This window comes from Fusibacter paucivorans (genome assembly GCF_018390735.1).
Taxonomy (GTDB): Bacteria; Bacillota; Clostridia; order Peptostreptococcales; family Acidaminobacteraceae; genus Fusibacter; species Fusibacter paucivorans.
Genome location: NZ_JAHBCL010000021.1, coordinates 16,347 through 40,476, shown reverse-complemented (window position 1 = coordinate 40,476; position 24,130 = coordinate 16,347). Strand labels below are relative to the sequence as shown.

Sequence of the window (24,130 nt, the reverse complement as noted above, 5' to 3'; positions counted from 1 at the left end):
CTCATTCCTCTTCTAACGGCGTCTTCAACAATTGTATCGCTTCGTCATAAACATAATTGTTTATACATAAAGCGATTTGATCGCAACCCTGCGGTCCAAAGCGTTCTCTGACAATTTGTCGAATGGTCTCAAAGTATTCATTTGCATCACTGTCACCTTCTTCAAGCAGTTGTAAAAGCTTACCAATGACTTCACCGGCGTTCAAATTTTCCTTTGTGAACACTGTCGCATCGTCATTAAAGCATGGATCATTGATAATACCTTGTGTTACATGGTGTATTTCAGCTTTCAGTTGCTGATTTAATCTGATTAAAACAGCATAATCCTTCACTGTCTTTGCATTTCGCTCCATTGACGCGCACAATGTCTGTATAGTTGCCGCACCAATATTTCCCGCTACACCGCGAAGCATGTGAGAGAGCTGTTCAACGGAATCATATTGCATATTCTTGATAGCATTTTCTATTTTTTCGGCTGTGTCGCTATGATTCGAAACAAAATTTCTTAATAACTTCTCATATAGTTTTAGATTATTTGAAACACGATTAAGTCCATCAGCAGTATTTATACCATCAATCTGAATCTGGTGTTCATCTGCCTCTAAATGATTTGCTTCAACTACTGTGAGCTCCTCTAAACGAGAGGGCGGCACACAGTTTAAAAGCGTTTTGAACAGATCATCTGGGTTAATCGGCTTTGCAATATGCGCATTCATACCAACCTGATAACACAAATCTTTTTCTTGAAGCATAGTTCTAGCCGTCATGGCGACTATTGGAATCGTTTGATTCATCTGTCTGATCTCTTTTGTAGCTGTAAAGCCGTCTTTGATCGGCATTTGCAAATCCATTAAAATTAAATCATACACAACCTCTGCATGCTTAAACATCTCAATGGCTTCATCACCATTCCCTGCGATGGCAACCGCTACCCCTTGGCCATTTAACAGTTCATAGGCTATTTGTTGATTAATTTCATTATCTTCTGCTAATAGTACGTGGAGGCCGGCTAATGGATACTGAGGTGTTTCATCACGAATATCCTTAGTGACTTCATCACTTGATACGGTATGCGGCTTTCCAATTTTGACAATGGTATCGTATAGGGTTGACTGGTTAACAGGTTTCGCAAGAAAATAAGACACCCCCAACCCCTCAGCCTGTTTCATCATTTCATTCATATCATAGGCCGTTATAAGTACCATTGCAGGTTTGTGTCTCAGATTTTCCAAGCTGTTAATTTTTCGGACGACATCGATTCCATCACTTTCAGGCATTTTCCAATCAATAAAAACAGCATCATAAGGATTCGCTTTGTCTGACGCCGCAATTAAATACAGGGCATCCTCACCCGTAGAAACTGAATTTGCTTGGAAACCCATTGCATAAAAATATTCGGAAATAATTTCACGTGCCGCACTGTTGTCATCAACGATTAAAACTTTCATATCACTGACCTCGTTTTCTATGAGCTGCTGTTGTAAATGATCCTCTTCCTGAACTTCAAACCATGCGGTAAAACTGAAGACACTGCCCTTGCCGACGATACTCTCTATCCAAATCCTGCCGCCCATCATTTCGACCAGCTGCTTGCAAATTGTCAAGCCCAGTCCCGTTCCGCCAAATTGACGAGTTGTTGAACTGTCTGACTGTGTAAAAGCATCAAAGAGCTTATCAATTTTTTCCTTTGGTATATCTATACCCGTGTCCCTGACCTCAAATCTCAGACAAATCTCTTTTTCTCGCCGTTCTACTTCGCTGACATCTATTTCAATTTCGCCTTGCTGCGTAAACTTAACGGCATTGCTGACTAGATTGGTTAAAATCTGCCCGAGGCGTAATGAGTCCCCGCTTAATCGCCTTGGTATACCAATCGGCAGATGGTAGAGGAACTCAAGCTGTTTTTCATGTGCCCGCTGAACCATCAGGTTAATCGAATCCGCAACCACTGTATCTAAGTCAAATGCAACATGTTCCAAATCTAATTTCCCAGACTCAATTTTAGAAAAGTCCAGAACATCGTTGATAATTCTAAGCAATGCGTTTGCCGCCGTGTTAATTTTATTAATATAGTCACGTTGCCGCAAATCCAAGTTCGTTTTGAGAGCAAGATAGGACATGCCGATAATGGCATTCATCGGTGTTCTAATTTCATGGCTCATATTCGCCAAAAACTGAGATTTGACTTCTGTTGCCTCATTCGCCTGTTTCAGTGCTATTTCAAGCGCTTCTTCCTTCTCCTTCAAATCGCTAATATCCGTCATCACAGCCAAGAAGCCGCCAACGCGGCCATCTGCCAGATAAAATGGACTAACACTGTATAAAATGCTCGCAAATGTCCCAAAGCCCGTTTGGCGTTGAACTTGACGCGTACATGGTGATTTTTGACGCAATGCTTCTTGCTTCATTTGTACAAAATGCTGATAACGCTCTCCGTTCATCCATGGCGCATGCTCTAGTTTCATACCGATCATCTCTTCATCATGAACCCCATAAATACTTTTGCAAGCTGCATTAGCCCCTAAAAAAATATCATTTGCTGAAACATAAAAGATCGCACTGGGAATCGTATCGAGTAATTGGGATGTAAAATAACTTTGGTTAGAGAGTTGCTTGCGAATTTTATTGGATTCAGAAATGTTTTCTTTAATGCCAACATAATTCGTTATTTTATTGGATTCATTTTTGACAGGTAATATAATCGCACGTTCTTCATAAACCTGACCAAGCTTATTGATATTGATAAACTCGCCTTCCCACTTTTCGCCATTGGTCAGCTTTTCCCACAAAGCCGTATAGACTTCTGACGGTGTTTTTTCAGATTTGAGAATTCTTGGATTTTTCCCTCTTGCTTCTTCCGGGGTATAACCTGTTACATCGGAGAAATACTGATTGACATACTCAATATTGCCTTCTATATCGGTTATGACAATAGACATTGGCGCTTGGTCAATAACATCAGAATATATTTTCAGCTGTTTGTTATATTTTATTTCTTCAGCAAGCAATTGATTTGTAACCTCAATTTGCTTTACATAAAGACAAGAGACAACATAAAAGGCAATATAAGAGAAATACAATAGAATCGTCGCATCAAATCCAATAATGACCACCAAAAAAAGCGGATAGGAAAGCAAGTATAACGCATTTTCCCACATGCCATACTTTGAGTGGTCATTTCGGTTGGCTAAAAAATGGAGTGCATGCTGATATTGATTAAACAGCAATGCCCCAATGCCAAATAGAATGACCATACCTATTCTCATTGCATCAACGCTTTCATTGCCAAGCAATAATGGAGGGTTCAACGCCAACATTACGTCAATAGCCGCGATCCCGGCAACACTGATCATAATCATTCGCTGTCCCAGTGTCATTGCCTTTTTTTGAAAATGAAACCAAGCAATTAACAGCGTTCCCATTATCATCATACCGTTGACCAAAAATAAAAATGCAATGATCGTTCGTTCATCACCGCGGCTGATTAACATCCAATTGCGCATGACAGTTCCTTCAGCCCGTACATTTAAAAATACCAGCCAAATTTCTGTAGCAATACACACGACAATGGTCAAAACATCTGCAATAATCTGAAATCGATTATAATGTTTTGTCAGTGCCAAGTACAATTTCAAACAAGCGATCAACAGACTAATCCTCACCAGCAGGTAAAGACTCAGTTCAATGTTGAGTATTAAGGGATTCACTGCATGGAAAAAAAATGCGTTGATCACTGAAAAAATATCGGCAACAATCCAGATGAGAAATGTTACTCGAATGCTTTTCTCCGTTGCGGCATGCTCCGGTGTCATTTGAACAAAAAACTTCAAAAAGACGGCAGCCATAACGGCGGCAACCGGCTTAAGAAGCAACAAAGCCATTGTATTTTGCATTGCAAAAAACAATATATAAATGAAAGCATAACATACGATTGCTGCTATCGCCACGCTATTCGATAAACGTTTCGCCAATCAATACGCCCCCCTAAATATCAAATGAATGTCATTGCGTCAATCACGGATATTTGTGCTTTATTCCGATGATGTTATTATACCCCAATCCTGCTGAACAATTCGATATACTTATAAATTCACACAGTCTATAAGCTTAATCAATAAAACACTGTCCCGATTTACTTTCTATAATTACGCGTTGTCAACCCATCGACCATAAAGAAGAAAGTACGTCAGCCTTTACGCGTTATCACATGAATGGTAGAATAAAACAAGTACTTTATCGGTAATTGTTATGATGATTAGGCAATGATTGGGAGGCAAAATGCAATTATGAAAGAACTCGCTCTAATTCTTATTCTACAGCTATGTTATGTTCCAATGCTGGCACTACGCACGATTAGCATGGTAAAAAAAATGACGCTGCTGACAAGCGTCTTTGGCATCATCGAATGCTTGATCTACGTCTTTGGTCTGTCATTAGTTCTCACAGGCAATCAAACATTCTGGGGACTCATCGTCTATGCACTTGGCTATGGCCTTGGCTTAATTGTTGGCATTCATGTAGAAGACCGTCTGGCTATCGGCTATACATCTGCCATCGTCAATATTCGTAATAAAAACGAAGAACTTATCAAATTTCTGAGAGATACCGGATTTGGTGTTACTATTTTTGAAGGTGAAGGACGCGAAAGTACCCGTTACCGTTTAGACATCCTCACCAAGCGCAACCGTGAATCAGAGCTGCTTGCGATCATTGAGAAATTTGAGCCGTCGGCTTTTGTCATCTTTTATGAGCCAAAACATTTCAAGGGCGGCTACATTCTCAGTCTGATGAAACGAAAGCGAATTTAACAACACCTTTCGATGCAAATAGCCCAAATTTAGCATATGGCAGAATAAACGCCCAGCACCAGCTGCTCAAAAAGTGAGCGGATGATGTCGGGCGTTATTTTTATCGTATCAGTCTGTGTCATATTATCGTTTTATTTCTGATCAGTCATGATTGATTACAGTTTTGGCTATACCAATGCGTTTTCAAGTCCGCCTGATGCAACGAAGAGAATACTACTGCTGCTGGAATCGATAATCCGAAGCATACTCTCAAAATCATAAGGCATTCCGATAATATTAAGATCGGCACCATTTTCATTCATCAGTGCCTTAAACTCGCCTTTCATAACGCGCAGTTTTGTATTGGCAGGCAATCTCGCTTCGTCAATAAACGCCATTAAGTCCTCCTCTGTTTTTCGGCGGTCGCTCTCAGCACTGATCACACGGCATAAATGGAGTTCGGCATCGTAATTGCGGGATAGCTGAAGCGCACAGAGAATTGCTAAATCATTATTGGGACTCTTGTCGCGCAGCCAGAGATTAATCGTTCGTTCATTGCCCATGCCGAACTTAGGATGCAGCCACAGGCAGCCCACGGATATCTTTAGAGGCTTTACCATATAAACCATATTTCTGAGCTTTTCTTGCTTTTCATGGTCATCACTGATTGTTAGCAAAATAATATTAGGCGGTAAATAAGAACTTTTAAGACATTGAAGTGTCGGCACGAGTACATCGGCAAACTTTTCAGAAGTAACCGTCGTTTTTTGTACAAATATTTGCTTTTCTCTTAGGGGGACGAGTACTTCGTCAATTCGACGATCATGATTTTCATCAATGACCGCTTCTTTATGAGAAGTGATATAATAGACCCGCCCCGACGGATAGACGAGTTTTTGAATAATGCGCGTCAAGCGCTTAAAATCTTCCGGTTTTTCGACAGGTACTGCAATAGAAGGTTTCCACAGTCTAGGGTGATACGGTATTGCCGCAGATTTCTGAGCAGCCCATTCAGAAATGGCAATGAAGATTCCACCTCTGACATCACCATACGGCGACGCTAAATGACGTTTTTTCAGGACAGAGTAAATCACCATGACGACGCCAAAGGTAATCACTGAAAAGACTGGGTTAATGAGCAGCATAACAGAAAAACAGCCCACTGTCCCAACAATCGGTACGGCGATTGACATTTTCAAGCTGGGTCTATAACTGATAATTCCCGTCACTTGTTCTAAAAAAACGACGAGGTTTATCATGCCGTATGTCGTTAAGAAAAACATCGTCAATAGCGATGCGAGACTATCTAGATTGCCTGCAATGATAACGCCTAACGAAATGGCAGATGAGACGATAATAGCATTGAAGGGTTCTCCGTTCTTATTCGTTTTTGACAATAGCCTGTGAAATGGCACAACGTGATTTTCTGCAAGTGCTGCCAACGTCCTCGGTGCACTGACCAATGTTGACAGTGCCGATGAAAGCACCGCTCCCATTACACCTGCAATGATTAGCGCTTCTACCCGTGCGAGCTTAAAAATAATTGAAGTATCATGCAATAAGTCATATTGGTTTGCTTGATGCGCAAACCAGTATGCAACAACAATATAAACGATTAAACCGGTCAGAATAGAACCAATCGTTCCCTTAATAATGCTTTCTCTTGGATTTTCAAGGTCACCTGACATTGTAGCGCCTGTTAGTATACCTGTAACAGCTGGGAAGAAGACAGCGAATGTCGTCCAAAAAGAACCCATTTCGAACGTTCCCTGCATGACAATCCCGTTTGTATTAAGGTTTGGACCCATTAAAAAGGAAATCAATGAAAGGATCACGGCTAAAAGAATGCCATACTGAATGCGAAATGCGAGTTTAGCACTCTTTAGTGAGATGATTGACAGAACCGCCCACGTTAAAACGCCAACAATAATCTGTGAATGACTCGGAAAAAAATTCACCCACAGCTCGCTAAAACCGGTAATGTAAAAGGCTACGGAAATCGATTGCGAAATATAGAGCGGCACACCAATCGCACCACCCATTTCAAGTCCCAAAGACCGCGTGATAATTGCATATGCACCGCCAGAACCGATTTTGATATTGGTGAGCATTGAGGACATTGACAGTGCCGTTGCAAAAGTAATGACATGCGCAAGGAGGATAATGAGTATTGTCGCAAAAAAACCAACATTGCCGACAACCCAGCCCAGACGCAAATAGAGAATAACGCCGAGAATTGTTAATAATGTCGGCGTATAGACGCCTTCAAGCGTCTTAAGACCTATCTTTTTTTCCATGTCTTTTCCTCATTTTCATTTATTTGTTTTTGATTATTTTCCGCTGTTTTGCATTCAATCTGAATGCTTTTTAATATCGTACCATCCTCCGAAAGCGGTCGCAAGATTTTATTTTTTTAACCATCTGAAATATTCATACCACTATCATTGATTATTGAGGACATTACATCATTCACATTTCCTCAATTGAACAACAACGAGATAAAAAATACCCGCAGAACACAATAATGTGTCCTACGAGTATTATTTATCGGTTCAACAACATGTTGCCGCTTTCTGGAGCAAAGTGATAACGGTTATTGAAATCGTATACTGAAACGACGTGAAAGGGTACACGCTACAGTTCTGGTTTACATTTGCCATAGAGGTGACATCTGACAAAATGTCCTTTTGTGACTTCGATCATCTCTGGGTCTTCCTCGAAGCATAATGGTACTGCACGATGACATCGCGTATTGAAACTGCATCCTTTTGGTATGTTTACAGGGGATGGTATTTCACCTGTTGAACGTATTCTCGATGGCTTTAGCTGCTCCTCTTCTTCCGAAACAACCGGTATAGCCGAAAGCAGCATTTGCGTATACGGGTGATGCGGATTACCGTAAAATTCTTCTGTATTGGCAATTTCACAGATCTTGCCCAGATACATAATGATAACTTTTGTCGAAATATTGCGCACCAAACTTAAATCATGTGTAATAAAAAGATATGAAAGTGATTGTTCTTCATGTAATTTTAGCAGCATGTTGATAATTTTAGCCTGAATGGAGACATCAAGATTCGACGTCGGCTCATCCAATATGATGAATTCAGGATTGCTGCAAAGCGCCCTCGCAATAGAGACGAGCTGCTTTTCGCCTCCTCCAATCGCCGTAGGTGACTTATACATAAAATCTTCTGACAGGCCAACGCGATCCAATGTCTCAATAATTTTCGTTTCTAACTGACTTGGCTTTACGACTTTATGAACTTTTAGCGGCAAACTTAAAATTTCTTTGACATCTTGATGTGAATTAAGCGATGAACCAGGGTCTTGAAAAACAATTTGCGCTTTTTTCTTAAAATCAAAGGTACGCTTTTTATTGGCAATGTCTTCACCATCAAATATTATTTCGCCGCCAGATGTCTCATACATGCCCATAATAGTATAGGCAATGGTGCTCTTACCTGACCCAGATTCTCCGACGAGTGCAACAATCTCGCCCTGATCAATTGAAAAGGAAACGTCATCGACAGCTCTTACAAATAGATTCTTGCGTTTATCGACCGTAAAATAGGTCTTTAAATGGTTCACTTGTAATACTGTTTTACTCATAATTGCCTCTTTGCTATTGATAATTGAAGCACGCAACGCTGTGCTCTGCATCAACGCTCGTCATGCTCGGTTTTTGTTCACGACAGATTTGCGTTGCCTTTGGACACCTTGATGCAAATCGACAGCCCGGTGCCGGGTTAATGTAACTTGGCACATAACCGTAAATCCCCTCTGATATCCCTCCACCGGATAGCTTTGGTACACAATCCAGAAGGCCGATGGTATAAGGATGCAGCGGCTTTTTAAACAAGTCATCCGTCTTTGCCACTTCGACAACGTCACCTGCATACATAACGTGTATTCGATCAACGAGCTCTCTTGCAACGCCAAGTGAATGTGTAATCATGATCAGCGACATATCCTTTTCTTCTACCAAATTATGAAGTAAACGATGTATCTGATCTTGAATAGTGACGTCAAGTGCCGTTCCCGGCTCGTCTGCAATTAAAACATTTCTTGGAACGACAAGCCCCATTGCAATGCAGATACGCTGCTTCATACCGCCGCTAAGCTGGTAAGGATATGAAGCCAGTATGCGTTCCGGATCCGAAATCATAACACTTTTAATTGCATCAATGGCCTTTGACTGCATTTCCTCTTTTGTAAACTTTTTCTTTGTATCTGAATATCGAATGACATCTCGTATTTGCTCTCCGATTGTAAAAACGGGATTGAGCGCTGCGGAAGGCTCCTGAGAAATCATGGCAATATCACGCCGCCTGATCTCTTGAAGCTTCGCTTCGTTCATTTTTAATATATTTTCGCCGCTATACAATATCTCACCACTGTTTACATATGCACTTTGTACATTCATCCGCAAAATCGACTTCATCGTCGTCGTTTTGCCGCATCCTGATTCGCCGACGACGCCAACTTTCTCTCCTTTGTTTACTGTCAGATTGACGCCGTTGACGACTTTCGCATACCCACGATATGTTTTATACCATACCTCAAGGTCTTTGATGCTTAATAATTCATTCGTCATAACTACTGTCTCCCTTTGTTAAACATGTCGGATATGCCATCACCTAAAAGATTAAAACCTAAGATGATATAGGCAATCGCCATTGCCGGATAGATAGTCATCCACCATAGGTCCGGCATATATTTTGAACCATCAGAAATCATTTGTCCAAACGCCGGCGTTGGCGGCTGTTCACCCAAGCCACAATAGCTGAGTGTTGCGCCGATGAGCATAACCCATCCGACATCCAGTGCCATCTTTGTCAAAATCGGCGAAATACAGTTTGGCAAGATCTCCCGAAATAAAATATGGAACTTTGAAGCACCGATCAGTTCGGCATTTTTGATAAAATACTCCTTTGAGTAAGATTTTGCCATCCCCGCTACCATGCGTGTATACCAAGGCCACCACATTACTGTAACAGCGATCATAGAACTCGTCAGATTTGGTTCTAGTACTGATGCGATCGAAAGCGCCAGAATAATCGCCGGTATCGATAAAAAGATGTCTGTAAGACGCATAATAACCACCTCAAACCATCCGCCGAAATAGCCGGCGATCAGTCCTAAAAGCGTACCAACCGGTACTGCGATGGCGAGAACGATAATCGACATGTAAAGCGCTCCACGAAAAGCAAAAATGATTCTAGACAGAATATCGCGCCCAAAAATATCCGTTCCAAACCAGTATGTGCTGCTTGGCGCTAAGCTTGCGTTGTTATAGTCGACAAATGCTTCTACGTGTTGTGGAAATGGTGCAATAACAGGCGCAAAGATGGCGATGACAATGGAGCTGATCACTAACAGCAAACCGAGAACAGATAATTTGTTTCTAGAGAATTTATACCAGTACATGCGCATATTTTCTCTTGTCGATTCTTTCATAAATGTATTTTTGTGTATTCTTCCTTGATTTTCCATCGTAATCTCCTAGTCCCCCAATCTTATTCTCGGGTCCAAAGCGGCGATAATGATATCGACCACGATGTTGATCACTAAAAACATCAAACCGATTATCAGAATAACTGCCGAAATGGCATTCAGGTCTTTTGTCAGCATGGCATTGAGACCATAACGCGATAAACCAGGCCAGTTAAAAATTTTCTCAACCAAAAATGCGTTGCCCATAAGGGAAGCAAGATCCAAACCCATAACCGAGACAACTGGAATCATCGAGGGTTTGAGTAAATACTTATTCATTATTTTATTGTTTGGGATACCGTAGCCTCTAGCGACAGCAATATATTCTTTTCCCATATTGTCCGAAATGGCGCTCCTCAAAATTCTGGCTTCCTGTAACAAACCGCCCAATGCTAATGAAATAGCCGGCAGTATGATGTGCTCAAAAGCATCCCAAAATGCTGCCATGTCGCCAGCGATTAAGCTGTCTACCATCATCAAACCCGTTACAGTCGGCGGCGGCGTCATCCCGGGGCTAAGTCGCCCGAGTACAGGAACCCACTGTAATACCAAACCAAAAATAAGCAAAAATATAATAGCCATGACAAAGGATGGAATCGCAATGCCAATATATGCAGTAAAGCGTATCAGCGCATCTATCCATGTATCCTTGTAGCGCGCCGCTAAAACACCTAATAACAGCGAGACAACGATCAGTATGATACCTGAAACAATAACGAGTTCAATCGTTGCCGGCAAGAATTCGCTGACATCTTCGACAACGGCACGTTTGGTGTTGACGGATTTTCCTAAATCGCCTTTAAGCGCTCCTGTAATCCAATAATAGTATTGTTCCGGTATGCTGTCGTTCAGATGCATTTCTTCACGAAGCTGTTCAACGGCGGTTTCAGTAGCCCTTGGCCCCAATGCCATTTTAGCGGGATCGCCCGGAATGATTCTGGAGATGACGAAAATGAAGATTGATAATCCGAATATTACAAATACGCCTTGAAGTAATCGTCTTGACAAAAAGCGTAACATTCAAATCCTCCTTTTGCACTTTGTTACCTAAGAAAATGGCATCATTACCTTTCGTTGATCCTTCGCGACAAAATGTTGCACTTTCGTATGCTGAAAATCGTATTTATTGTCGTGAAAGGATTAAAATTTGAATGATGCTATTTTCTCACCTAAAAAGAAATACCCTTTGCGGGCAGATCACTCGCAAAGGGGGTCTATCTCATTCTATTGTGGAATCTGATCCGGAAATACTTTAAAGAGTCTGTAATCTTCCGTATAACCTAACGGCAACGTTATAATCGTGCCCTCTTTTGCAGATTCTGCAACTGGCCAGTACACATAGGCACTTTGGTAAATATGACGCTCGGACAAATCGACCAGCCACGCGGTTGGCGCAATATCAACCAGTTTCTTTTGAATTACATCATATTGCTCGAATCGTGCTGCACGGTCCGTTGTTGCAAGCGCATCTTCAATTAAGCCGTCAATTTCATCGCTTTGCAGCCATTCTGCCTGTTCCCATGTTCCGACAGAATTTGAATGGTATCGCGTTGCCAGCATTGAACCCGCTTCCATATAATGCGGTGCAACAGAGATGCAAAGCATATTTGGCGTTGATTCAACAGTTGCAACACGCTCTTGAATAGCAAGCCAAGGGCCTTTTGTTATATCGACAGTAATGCCTGCTTGCTGCGCTGCCGCTTGGAATGCCAACGCTATTTTTTCATGGTCTGCAACATCGCTGTTGACGAAGAGTTCTACAGGATAATCTGCAAGATTATTCGCGTACTTGGATTTTGAAAGATAATCTTTTGCTTTTTCAATATCATAGGTATATTGCATTAAATCTGTCGAAGCACCAGGTGTATTGGCTGAAACTGGACCTACTGAAACAGGTGAATCGATGAGAATTTTATCTGAGATCATTTGATAATCAAATAGACAGTTTAATGCCTTTCTAAAGTTTGCATCGTCTGTTGGTGCAAGCTTTGTATTATACATCATGTTCTGCGTCATCCCTGTAGACATGACGGCAACTTCAACCCCTTCAATTTTATTCATGGCATTGATGTTTTCTGTCGACTGCCATTCATCTGTTATTTCAAGTTCCCTATTGCCAATCATCGTCCGAACACTTGATGCTTCAACGTTGTCGATAAATTTAATTTGATCCGGTGCATCGGTATTATCCCATCCACGCCAGTAATCTTCGAAACGATCTGCCAGCACATATCCTTGCTGCTGGATATCGACGAGCATATAAGCACCTGTCCCAGCATCATGTGTCAGCATGTACTCTTTTGCATAATCGCCAAATTCGCCATAAGGGCCATCAGCAACAAGATTGTCCATAATTTGTGCTTCATTGACAATGTAAAGCTTCGTTAATGTTTCAATGAATGGCCCAAATGGCTGTACCATGTGGAATACCACTGTTGAGTCATCAGCTGCCTCTGCACTTTCTACGTAACCCTCAAATAAATAAGCGGGCCCTTCACCGATTTTTAACAGACGATTCATTGAAAAGGCAACATCATTTGCCGTCATGGTATCGCCATTGTGGAATTTGACACCTTCTCTGACTTTGAACGTATACGTCAAATTATCATCAGAGACTTCCCATGATTCCGCAAGCGACGGCTCTACAGTGCCATCTGCAACTGGATAAACCAACGAATCATACAGATTGACCATTGCCAATGTACTCCCACCATCGCTGCCCACTGCCGGGTCGACTTTAGGCGTACCCGAAACACTTCTGCGAATAATCTTCGCAGCAGCAGCGCCAGTATTGCCTGCATCACTTGATGCATTGTTTGATGCTGATGCATCACTGTTTTGGGATGTGTTTGAACTGGATCCCCCACAGCCAGTCATTGCAATCATCATTGCAAGAACAATGGCTAACACGTTAAATTTTCTGAACATCATGCATATCCTCCTATTTTCCTTCATACTTTATTTTAAGTGAAATGCGTCCGTTATTGATTGGCTGCACCGAAAGCTTCTCTCTCTTTTGTCAGTGCAATAAAAGCGCCGTCATCTGGATTGATAATGACACCATAATCAGTTTCTGCCTGTGCCAATGAAATAAACTCATTTTTATAATCCATGAGTACCTTGTCAATTGGTCGTTTGTACGGATGTCCGTAACCGCCGCCCGTTCCCATAATCATTTCAAGACAATCCCCTTCTCGAAGCGGGTAACGAGGATACTTGCCGAATGGCCCATCAATCGTACCATCTTTCTTTATAATCCTAAATCGGTTGCCTGAGCCACCGCCGCCATCATTCATACCCCATGGCAGGAATTTATTGCGGCCAAAGGTACCCGTAAAATAATTCTCATCATTGAGATAGCGATACCGTTTCACAACGCCTGAGCCGCCGCGGTATTCACCTTTTCCCATACCGTCAGCAAGCAGGCTGTAGGATTCGACGATGAAACCGTAACGCGTTTCAAGGACTTCCGCTGGAATATTGTATGTCTCTCCGTCACCGATACAGAATTGCGCATTCTGACCATCCATGCCTTCACCTGCACCCCATCCGCCTTGGTTAGGTGCAACGTTGAGATAGGGCTCTCCAGTATCTGGATGTATGCCAGACATATTGAAACCGCATACTGAAACCAAGTGACCTGCCGTCAGTCTATCCGGTAAAATCGGTGCCAGTGCCTTCCAGATCAAATCACTGGCAAAACTCATGCTTTCCCAATAAGTCGATATTGGTGCAGGCCGTTGTGCATTAAAGATAGATCCTTCTTCAGCAATAACTTTTAGCGGTTTAAAAACACCGTCATTAATATCCTGAGACGGATTTGTTGCCGCTAAAAACATCGTTCGAACTGCGCCAACTGTTGCGTAATAAGTTGAATTAATCGGACCCGGTACTTGCGGATGACTGCCGGTAAAATCACAGATGAAACTGTCTTCTGTAACCGTAACTTTTACTTTAATTAGGAACGGCCCATGCCCAACGCCGTCATCGTCTATAAAATCTTCTGCATAGTAATCACCTTTCGGCAATTTTTGAATTTCTTTAATTGAGAGTATTTCACTGGATTTCAGCAGTCTTTCTATTGACATCATGACGAGTGTCTTGCCGTATTTATCACATAACTCGACAAATCGCTTTTCACCGGTACGATTGCCGGCAATCTGTGCCCAGAGGTCACCAATCGAAAGATCCGGGTATCGCACATTGCCGCGAATAATATCCATCACACTCTCATTGATCTTGCCCTGTTCAAAGAGTTTGACACAAGGAAATTGCAGCCCTTCCTGAAAAATGGAATTCGTATCAACGCCCCATGATCCCGGGTCTTTACCGCCGACTTCTGTCCAGTGTGCTTTATTGGCTGAAAAGGCAACGAGTTCATTCTGATAGAAAATCGGTGTTACAATACCGACATCTGAGAGATGAGAACCCCCGCCAATATAAGGATCGTTGATGATAAATACATCTCCCGGCAATATGTTGTTCCTGATGCCAAATTTGTTAATCGTCGCTTTGACAATGGAAGAAAGGAGGCCGATAAAACCCGTAACGCCATTGCCTTGTGTCAGTAAGTTTCCCTTTGCATCTGTCAGTGCAGATGCAAAGTCAAGCGTTTCATAAATAACAGGACTTTTTGATGATCTTGCCACGGCGATAAACATCTCTTCACCGATGGCATAAAGCGAATCTTTAATAATGTCTAAAGTGAATTGATCCATCGTATTGTTTTTTTCGATCATTTATACCTCCGTGTTAATGATGATATTGCCGTAAACGTCCTTTTCAGCAACCATATCCGGATAAACGACTATGGATGAAGAACGTTCTTCAATGACGGCGGGGCCGTTGACTGTCATACCTGGCAACAATGCGCCCAAATCGTAAATTTTCGTATCGACGCTGCCTACTGCCTCAAAGAGGACGGTGCGGATTTCTTTAACAGCACTTTCTGTATCTTCTGAGTAAGCATCTATGGTTTTAAAAGTTGTTTTTTCTGTCTTACCAAGTGTGACGAGATGGAGGTTGACGATTTCTGTCATGCTATCCTCCATTTTAAAAGAATATGCCTTTTCATGCTCTGCATGAAAACGCTGAATAATATCGTCGACATTCGATTCAGAAATCATTTTATTTGGCACGAGAACTTTAACGGTATGTTCCTGTCCCCAGTAGCGCATATCGAGATTTCTGACAAAGACAACATCTTCAGCCGCAATCCCTTTCGTAAGATTATCTGCCATTGCAGCTTGCTCAAGTTCCTGCCACTTCGCTTCAAGGGCATCATAATCAATATGGTCCATTCTGATATTAAATGTATTGATATTGTCTTGTCTCAAATCTGTCATTAACATCCCTAGTGCTGAAAATACTGACGAAGCCAGCGGTATAATGACTTTTTTGACACCGAGTTCCTTTGCAAGTGCCGCAGCATGCATCGCGCCGCCGCCGCCAAAGGCTACCATTGCAAATTCTCTTGGATCATAGCCCTTTCTCACGGAGATGATTTTCAATGCATTCAGCATATTGGCATTGGCAATGCGTACAATGCCGAGCGCCGCATCATCCGTGCTGATTCCAAAAGGCTTTGCGACTATGTTATCAACGGATTCACGGACTTTATCCATGTTGACATCCATATCGAAATTCTTTGGTGATAATCTTCCGAGTACGAGGTTGGCATCCGTTGTCGTCGGCTGTGAACCGCCTTTACCATAGGCGACAGGCCCAGGAAGCGCCCCCGCAGATTGCGGTCCGACACGAAGATAACCCGCTTCATCAACCCATGCGATCGAACCGCCCCCATTACCGATTTCTACGATGTCGACAACAGGTGTTTTAATCGGATAACCTGCAAAACGATCTGTCTGGTCGATTTTATATTCTGTTGTCACTTTGACTTCACCGCCGTCAATAAGAGAACACTTCGCCGTCGTCCCACCGACATCAAATCCGATTACTTTTTCATTACCGACGAGCTTGCCTATCATTGCAGAACCGAAAATACCTGCAACAGGTCCTGATTCTACCATGTTGATTGGTGTTTCTTTAGACTTTTCAAAAGTCGTCGTCCCGCCATTTGACTGCATGATGTATTTTGGAGATGCAATGCCAATTGCCTCTAATTTATTGTAGAGTTTATCAATATAGTTTGCTGCAACGGGTTTGACAAAAGCATTTAAAACAGCTGTTGTCGTACGTTCGTACTCCCGCCATTCCTTTGTCACTTCATAAGAGCCCGTCACAAAGACTTCCGGCCATTCCGCTTTAATCATATCGATCACTTTTCGCTCATGTTCGTCATTGATATAGGAATGTAAAAAGACGACGGCAACGGCTTCAACATCTTCTTTTTTTAATGCTGCTATGGCTCGCAGCACATCGCCTTCATCAAGGTCTGTGAGCACTTCACCCTTATAATTGATTCGCTCATTGATTTCATGTCTCAGATAGCGCGGTACAAATGATTCTGGTTTTTTATACCGCATATTAAAAAGATCGGGACGATTACCACGCTGAATATCCAGTACATCGCGGAATCCCTTCGTGGTAATAAGACCCGTTTTGGCACCTTTTCGTTCTGTCAGTGCGTTAATAATAACAGTTGTACCGTGTACAAAACTTTCAATAGCGGCTGTGTTAACACCCGCCTTTTCAATGACGTCAATAACACCCTTTTCAAAATTCGGTGGTGTCGTATGTGCCTTATCAACACCGATTTCACCTGCTTTATCAATATAGACGATGTCTGTAAATGTACCGCCAATATCTGTTGCAACTTTCATTGACTGCCTCCTTATGCTTCGCCGACTAATATCCAAATGAGTTCGCAATCTTCATCGAGTATATTTTCGGACCAATGGGGCGTGTTTTTTGGAATAAAACTAAAATCCCCAGCTGAAATCGTCGTTTCTCGATCACCAATGCCTGACTTTAGCGAACCCTTGATAATATAGGCAAATTCGTCCTGTACATGCGGTTTCATACCTTCTTTTGGCACACGAACCCCCGGCTTCATAACTGCTTTCCCCATTTTTACCTCTGAGGTGTCGAGTCTTTCGCTAAAAGCATCGAGCATATCGTATAAGTCAAATGCTCGTACTGCCGTATCCTTTTCATTGATAATTTTCACGTCATCATCCCTTTCGTACTGCTTGATGTGTCTCTGTTATGGCTCTGTTGTTTTTAATGTAATACGCTTGTGTTTCAAATATCTTATAATGTCTTCCGAAGTACTTTTTTCTTTCCGCTGTTGTATGACAGCTCTCTATATTGCTTCATCTGTTGCTTGCTATACGGATTCATCTGACGTCAGAAGCTCATTTGATTTGCATAGCAAGGTCTGTTGGCGATTCGTAATAACACTTTTTACTGTGTCGCCATTCAAATTGCCGATTGATATCAGCGGCATATTCAGCGTATTTAAAAGGTGCTGCCACCGCATCAATAACAGGAACGCCAACCTCTTCCTGCAGCCGCTGATAAAAGCCAAACTGTATCGTACACCCCAGAACGATTACCTCTGCACCATCCTGCACAACCGCTTCTTTCGCACACTGCAGCATACGCCTGTAAGTTGTTTCATCATCCTGATGCAAATCGTCCACCCCTATAGCAAGTGATTTAAATGATGCCAATTTGTGATTCAGACCATATTCCGCCAAATTTTTTGCCATTTGCGGCACACACTTATCTCGTGTGACAATAATTGAAAATCGATGTCCCATTGTCGCCGCCAGTGCTGTACAAGCCTCTTCCGGCGCGACAATAGCCATCTTTTCGCTCACTTCACGCGCTTCATGCAGCCCCAAATCATAAAAACAACCGATAACGGCCGCATCGTAACCTTCTCGGTCCGCTTTCATTACGATTGAAAGAATTTCCGGGAGCACCATTGTTTCATAATACATAAACTCCAAATGCGTTGGTCCATTTTTCAGTGAAACGACATCGACTGTCGTATCCTCACGCTTAATTTGGTTAAACCCTTCTAAAAATGGTGCATCGTAATGATCGGTGCCTACTGGATTAATCCAAAGTATTTTCAGCATTTCCATACCACCTTTTGGTAACCGTTGACCGTCTTTAGAACGTAGGCCGGTCTAAAAGAGGGAGGGTGTCAAAACAGACATAATGACAATCTCGTCGTCGGTACTATTGCAGATCTTATGATCAATGGTCGAGGGAAAATGAATGGTATCCCCTGCTTCAACAACATATTTGACATCATCAATATAAAAATCTGCCTTTCCCTTAATTACATAATGAAATTCTTCCCCTTCATGAGCAAAAGAATCCATTTCCGTATTGGCTGCGATGGTAAAAATGATTCCTTCCAGTTTTTTGCCGTCGAATTTTCCACTGACGATTTGATGACTTGCATAATCGTTGCGCATGCGTAAAAAAACAGGATGGTCCTTTTTATAAGCGTAAGAATCATTTTCTTTATAAGTTACAACATCATTTAAACTAACGCCCAGCGCATCTGCTATTTTTTTAAGCGATGTCACTGTCAGCGATGACACGCCGCGTTCAACCTGTGAAATAAAACTAATGGATAAGCTTGTTTTTTCACTAAGCTGTTTCAATGTGATGTTCTTATCCGTACGGATTTTTTTCAGCTTTTTGCCGATATCATCGATATTAATCACCTCCCTATTGCAAATTTCACTAAAAAAGTTGTATAATAAGTGCAATAATTGAAGCTGTACTTCAATTTTATTAATATTGTGTAAATTATATGAACTTAATGTCATTTTGTCAATGCAAAAAAGAAACTTTTCGAACTTTTTTGCAAAATCGGGAATAAATATTCATCATTTTGCAGTATTGAACAGCATCATTATGATGCGGCAACATAGCATAAGTAAAGGGGAATTCCAATGGACTATCAAGCCGTTTTAAAAACCATTGCAAGTCACATTGACGATGGCATCTTCATCGTCGACGTACAGGCAAAAGTCGTCTTTTACAATGCCTCATTAAATAATCAAGCCGGTCTCAGTTTCGAAGACGCTATCGATAAACCGCTGCTTGAACTCTTTCCCGCACTCACCGAAAATAGCAGTACCCTCATGAAAGTGCTCAAGACAGGTGAACCCGTCATTGATTACATTCAGCATTATTACAATTACCGTCATGAGGAAAAAACCATTCTTTCCTCTACTTTTCCCGTTATCGAAAACGGCCACATTATCGGCGCAGTTGAAATCTCAAAAGACGTTAAGAAATTTCGATCCTTTAATGACAAAATAAATCAGCTTCGAGAGGTCAAAGGAATAAATCGCGATTATGCTTTTTCAGAAGTCGATCATATGATCGGCAACAGCAATGCCATCCATGATATTAAATCTAAAGTTCGTAAGATCGCAGCCAATGATGCGCCTGTCATCGTCTATGGCGAAACCGGCGTCGGCAAAGAACTCGTCGTTCAGAGCATTCATCATCTCAGCAACCGCCGCGACAAACCCTTTATCGTTCAAAATTGCGCCGCCATTCCCGTCACACTGCTGGAAAGTATTCTATTTGGGACAACTGTCGGTAGTTTTACGGGATCAAAAAATACACCCGGGCTTTTCGAACTCGCCGACGGTGGGACACTTTTCCTAGACGAATTAAACGCTATGGATATTTCCATACAGGCAAAACTGCTCCGCGCGATACAAGACGGCTCTATTCGAAGAATTGGCGATGATAAAATACGTGCCGTCGATGTCCGAATCATCGCCGCAATGAATATTACACCTGATTACGCCATTAACAATGGCATTCTCAGAGCTGATCTCTATTACAGACTCAATGTTCTAAGTATTCACATACCGCCACTAAAGGAACGTTGCGAAGATATACCTGTACTTGCTGCCCATTTTTTAGAAAACCTTAATGAACGCTATGCTGATCAGAAGAAAAGCATCAGCAAAAGTGCTTATCAAATGCTGATGCAGTACGAATGGCCGGGTAATATCCGAGAACTCAAGCACGCCATTGAGCACGTCTTTCTCATGAGCTCTAATACACTTTTAACTTCTGATGATTTCATCGGCTGTCTGAAAGAGCCGTTTAATGCGTTCGGCCATACCATAACGAGTGATAAACCTTCATCTCACAAACAACCAGATGTCTTGATGTCATCGGCACCACTTTCTTCACAATCGCTTAAAGAACGTATGAAAGCCGTTGAAAAGACAATTATTTTAGAAGCGCTAAACGCAGAAGGCTATGCCATTGTCAAGGCAGCAGAACGACTGTCAATCCCAAGACAAACACTGCATTATAAAATGAAACAGCACGGAATTAGTGTTCAGCGCCATATTGATAATATTTAGTCCAATGTAAAAAAATTCGTCTTTGTTAAGACGAATTTTTTTACATTTTCATGTGATATCTCTGCAAACGCATATCAAGTCATTGAAACGGCTTCGTTTACAACACGAACCTATTTGGCACGCATTTTGCATATACTTAATGCCAATTGGAATAAATGAAAAGAGGCATGTATGGAACATCAAATCTTCAACATTCAAAAATTTTCCATTCACGACGGCCCGGGCATTCGAACCACAGTCTTTTTTAAAGGCTGTCCATTAAATTGTATCTGGTGTCATAATCCTGAAAGTATTAATGCCGCTAGAGAGATTATGTGGGATAATCAGAAATGCTCGCATTGCGGCACCTGTGCTGCTCAATGTCCTGCCAAAAGCATAGCCATTGAAGCAGATCGCATCAAAACAGACTTAAACAGTTGCACGGGATGTGAAACCTGTACAGAATACTGCTTGTCGAGTGCACGTGCTGTCGTCGGAAAGACCTATGACTATGATACGCTTTATGAAGCATTGACAGCAGATCGTATTTTCTATGAAACATCTGACGGCGGTGTTACATTTTCAGGCGGCGAGCCGCTCATTCACGCCGATTATCTCATTGATCTTCTCAAGCGGTTAAAAGCGGCGAATATTCATATCACAGTGGATACCTCGGGCTACGTCCCTTACGAGCAGTTTGAAAAAATACTGCCTTACGTCGATTTATTCATGTATGATATAAAATTCGGCGACTCAAAAAAACACCACCATTACACAGGTGTCTATAACGATATCATCAAAGAAAACCTCTATAAACTTTCACAGCAGCCGGTAACTATCTGGGGACGTATCCCCCTCATCAAACCACTGAATACAACGGATGAAGAATTAAATAAAATCCTTTACATTCTAAATCAATCTGCCGTTAAAGATGTTTTTTTACTGCCGTATCACCATATCTCAGGACATAAATACAGGAAACTTGGCATGCCATATCTTGGGGAATCACTTGAAACACCAGATCAAGCAATGCTTACAGCGATACAGCAAAAATTCATTCAAAGCGGATACCATACACATATTGGAGGTTAATAATGGAACTCGCCAGAGGCAGTACGAAAAGAACACAATATTTGCGTGCAAAGAGTACACGCACACAGCCGCGTCTCGATATGGAACGCGCCATTATATACACAGAAATTTATAAAAAGTACATGGGCGTTAAACCGCCTGTCATCCTTCGTGCTATGGCATTTAAGCGCTTTATGGAAACTCGAACACTTTATTTTGGCGATCGCGAACTCATCGTAGGCGAAAAAGGAAAATCTCCGCAGTCAGCGCCGACTTTTCCCGACTTATGCTGCCATACACTTGAAGATCTCGACATCATGTCTAAGCGCCAATACATTTCATTCAAAGTTTCCGACGATGATAAAGCTGTTCATACATCGGAAATCATCCCTTTTTGGGCTGAGAAATCCATGCGTCATAAAATCTTAAGCGACATGACGCCTGATTGGCACAAAGCCTATAAGGCCGGTGTCTTTACTGAATTTATGGAGCAACGCGCACCTGGACACACTGTTGCTGATGATAAAATGTACCACAATGGTTTTTTGGATTTTAAAGCACGCATTGAAAAACATATCGAACAACTCGATTATTTAAATGATTCCGACGCTGTTGAAAAGCGCGATCAACTAGAAGCAATGGTAATTGCCTGCGATGCCATCATACTTCTCGGCAAACGCTATGCCGAAATGGCAGAATCTAAAGCTGCTGCCGAACATGACCCACAGCGCAAATCAGAATTGCTTGCCATTGCTGCCAACTGCCGTGTCGTACCATCACACAAACCCGAAACATTTGCACAGGCGCTGCAAATGTACTGGTTTGTCCACCTTGGCGTTACGACCGAGCTGAATACGTGGGATGCCTTTTCACCGGGCAAACTCGATCAGTATCTCTACCCTTTCTATCAGCACGATGTTGCCAAAGGGATTTTGACGCGTGAAAGCGCGCAGGAATTGCTCGAATGTCTTTGGATCAAATTCAATAATCAACCTGCACCGCCAAAAGTAGGCGTCACATTAAAAGAAAGCGCCACATACACCGATTTCGCCAATATCAATACGGGCGGCCTAAACCCCAACACAGGTGAATCCGGCGTCAACGATGTTTCTTTTCTCATCTTAGATGTTATGGATGAAATGAAACTGCTGCAACCGAGTTCAAATGTTCAAATCAACCGCGAAACACCAAGTGCCTTTATCAAACGCGCCTGTGAAATTTCACGCAAGGGATGGGGACAGCCGGCTTTCTATAATACTGAAGAACTCATCCAAGAGCTTATGAATGCCGGAAAATCCTATGAAGATGCACTTTACGGTGGTTCCAGCGGGTGTGTTGAAACCGGCTGTGCAGGCAAAGAGGCATATATTCTAACAGGTTACTTCAATTTGCCAAAAGTGCTGGAGCTCACACTAAGCAACGGTTATGATTTTGAAACAAAAGAACAAGTTGGAATTAAGATTCTGGAAAACGGTCAGACATTCGAATCCTTTGATGCGCTTTTCGACGGTTATAAAAGACAACTGCAATATTTAATTGATATCAAAATAGAAGGCAATCAAATCATTGAAAAGCGATTTGCTAAGCAGATGCAAGCCCCCTTCCTTTCCATTATTGTTGACGACTGCATTGAAAGCGGCAAGGACTACAATAATGGCGGCGCTCGCTATAATACGCGTTACATTCAGGGCGTCGGTATTGGCACGATTGCGGACAGTCTTTCGGCAATCAAATTCAATGTTTTTGACAAACAGCACTTTTCACTTCAAAAGCTAATGACAGCACTTGATCACAATTTTGAAGGTTATGAAATGCTGCATAAGCGCGTCCTTAAACATACGCCAAAATACGGCAACGATAATGATTATGCTGACAATTTGATGCAGCAGGCTTTTCAGCTCTTTTACGATGCCGTTACCAATCGTCCGACAGCCTGTGGCGGTGTCTATCGTATTGATATGCTGCCAACCACCTGTCATGTTTACTTTGGCAGTGTCACACGTGCCAGTGCTAACGGTCGAAAAGCATATATCCCGCTTCCCGATGGTATTTCGCCAGAAAAAGGTGCAGATATCAATGGTCCAACTGCCGTGATCAAGTCAGCTTCAAAAATGGATCACGCCATCACCGGCGGCACCTTACTCAACCAAAAATTCGCACCTAATGCCGTTGCCGGTGAAAAAGGCCTTGATTTATTAAGTGCTTTTGTCCGAAGCTACTTTCTATTAGGCGGTCATCACATTCAATTTAATATCATTGACCGCGCACTACTGATAGAAGCGCAAAAAGATCCGGAAGCTTATTCGAACCTCATCGTTCGCGTCGCTGGCTACTCCGATCACTTTAATAATTTGGAAAAGGCACTTCAGGATGAAATTATTTACCGTACTGAACATCAGGCATTTTAATGCTCATTTTAATTGCCTGTCAATCTATCAATCGTATTTAACGATCAAAAATTTATTGGAGGATTCAA

16 protein-coding genes are annotated in these 24,130 nt (G+C 42.1%); 4 read left to right on the top strand and 12 right to left on the bottom strand.

What is annotated here, in order from left to right; genetic code table 11:
* Window position 1: 1 nt before the first annotated feature.
* Window positions 2–3,970, bottom strand: a complete 3,969-nt coding sequence (locus KHM83_RS12545) for a response regulator (RefSeq protein ID WP_213237367.1) — start codon at window positions 3,968–3,970, stop codon at window positions 2–4.
* A 315-nt stretch (window positions 3,971–4,285) separates the two neighbouring features.
* On the opposite strand from KHM83_RS12545, the gene KHM83_RS12540 reads away from it, so the two are divergent.
* Entirely contained in the window at window positions 4,286–4,807 is a 522-nt protein-coding gene (locus tag KHM83_RS12540) for a DUF2179 domain-containing protein (protein WP_213237366.1), read from the top strand.
* Window positions 4,808–4,974: 167 nt separating this feature from the next.
* Here the strand turns inward: KHM83_RS12540 and KHM83_RS12535 are convergent, their stop codons facing one another.
* The 11 genes from KHM83_RS12535 to KHM83_RS12485 all read right to left on the bottom strand — a co-directional run bounded on the left by KHM83_RS12535 (window position 4,975) and on the right by KHM83_RS12485 (window position 18,930).
* Window positions 4,975–7,083 (bottom strand): amino acid permease, encoded by a 2,109-nt coding sequence (locus KHM83_RS12535; protein WP_213237365.1) that lies wholly within the window; start codon window positions 7,081–7,083, stop codon window positions 4,975–4,977.
* Window positions 7,084–7,420: 337 nt separating this feature from the next.
* Window positions 7,421–8,398 carry an oligopeptide/dipeptide ABC transporter ATP-binding protein gene (locus tag KHM83_RS12530; RefSeq protein ID WP_213237364.1) on the bottom strand — a complete coding sequence of 326 codons (978 nt, stop codon included), beginning with the start codon at window positions 8,396–8,398 and terminating at the stop codon, window positions 7,421–7,423.
* A 13-nt stretch (window positions 8,399–8,411) separates the two neighbouring features.
* Window positions 8,412–9,383: an ABC transporter ATP-binding protein gene (locus KHM83_RS12525; RefSeq protein ID WP_213237363.1), complete on the bottom strand. Its 972-nt coding sequence runs from the start codon at window positions 9,381–9,383 to the stop codon at window positions 8,412–8,414.
* A 2-nt stretch (window positions 9,384–9,385) separates the two neighbouring features.
* The gene (locus KHM83_RS12520; RefSeq protein WP_213237362.1) at window positions 9,386–10,282 is read right to left on the bottom strand and encodes an ABC transporter permease; all 897 of its coding nucleotides are present in this window, start codon (window positions 10,280–10,282) and stop codon (window positions 9,386–9,388) included.
* Window positions 10,283–10,291: 9 nt separating this feature from the next.
* Window positions 10,292–11,302, bottom strand: a complete 1,011-nt coding sequence (locus KHM83_RS12515) for an ABC transporter permease (protein ID WP_246543082.1) — start codon at window positions 11,300–11,302, stop codon at window positions 10,292–10,294.
* A gap of 204 nt (window positions 11,303–11,506) precedes the next feature.
* Window positions 11,507–13,213, bottom strand: a complete 1,707-nt coding sequence (locus KHM83_RS12510; protein WP_213237361.1) for an ABC transporter substrate-binding protein — start codon at window positions 13,211–13,213, stop codon at window positions 11,507–11,509.
* Window positions 13,214–13,263: 50 nt separating this feature from the next.
* Window positions 13,264–15,021: a hydantoinase B/oxoprolinase family protein gene (locus KHM83_RS12505; protein ID WP_213237360.1), complete on the bottom strand. Its 1,758-nt coding sequence runs from the start codon at window positions 15,019–15,021 to the stop codon at window positions 13,264–13,266.
* Window positions 15,022–17,064, bottom strand: a complete 2,043-nt coding sequence (locus KHM83_RS12500) for a hydantoinase/oxoprolinase family protein (RefSeq protein WP_213237359.1) — start codon at window positions 17,062–17,064, stop codon at window positions 15,022–15,024.
* An 11-nt stretch (window positions 17,065–17,075) separates the two neighbouring features.
* Complete coding sequence (locus KHM83_RS19740) at window positions 17,076–17,411, bottom strand: cupin domain-containing protein (RefSeq protein WP_213237358.1); 336 nt, start codon at window positions 17,409–17,411, stop codon at window positions 17,076–17,078.
* 187 nt (window positions 17,412–17,598) lie between these two features.
* Window positions 17,599–18,330, bottom strand: a complete 732-nt coding sequence (locus KHM83_RS12490; RefSeq protein WP_213237357.1) for an aspartate/glutamate racemase family protein — start codon at window positions 18,328–18,330, stop codon at window positions 17,599–17,601.
* A 51-nt stretch (window positions 18,331–18,381) separates the two neighbouring features.
* Window positions 18,382–18,930, bottom strand: a complete 549-nt coding sequence (locus KHM83_RS12485) for a helix-turn-helix domain-containing protein (protein ID WP_213237356.1) — start codon at window positions 18,928–18,930, stop codon at window positions 18,382–18,384.
* A 231-nt stretch (window positions 18,931–19,161) separates the two neighbouring features.
* Here KHM83_RS12485 and KHM83_RS12480 point away from each other — a divergent pair, with 231 nt between their 5' ends.
* The 3 genes from KHM83_RS12480 (at window position 19,162) to hypD (ending at window position 24,062) form a co-directional block, all read left to right on the top strand.
* Window positions 19,162–20,604: a sigma-54 interaction domain-containing protein gene (locus KHM83_RS12480; RefSeq protein ID WP_213237355.1), complete on the top strand. Its 1,443-nt coding sequence runs from the start codon at window positions 19,162–19,164 to the stop codon at window positions 20,602–20,604.
* A gap of 171 nt (window positions 20,605–20,775) precedes the next feature.
* The gene (locus tag KHM83_RS12475; protein WP_213237354.1) at window positions 20,776–21,675 is read left to right on the top strand and encodes a glycyl-radical enzyme activating protein; all 900 of its coding nucleotides are present in this window, start codon (window positions 20,776–20,778) and stop codon (window positions 21,673–21,675) included.
* Between the two features lie 2 nt (window positions 21,676–21,677).
* Complete coding sequence (hypD, locus tag KHM83_RS12470) at window positions 21,678–24,062, top strand: trans-4-hydroxy-L-proline dehydratase (RefSeq protein WP_213237353.1); 2,385 nt, start codon at window positions 21,678–21,680, stop codon at window positions 24,060–24,062.
* Window positions 24,063–24,130: the final 68 nt, after the last annotated feature.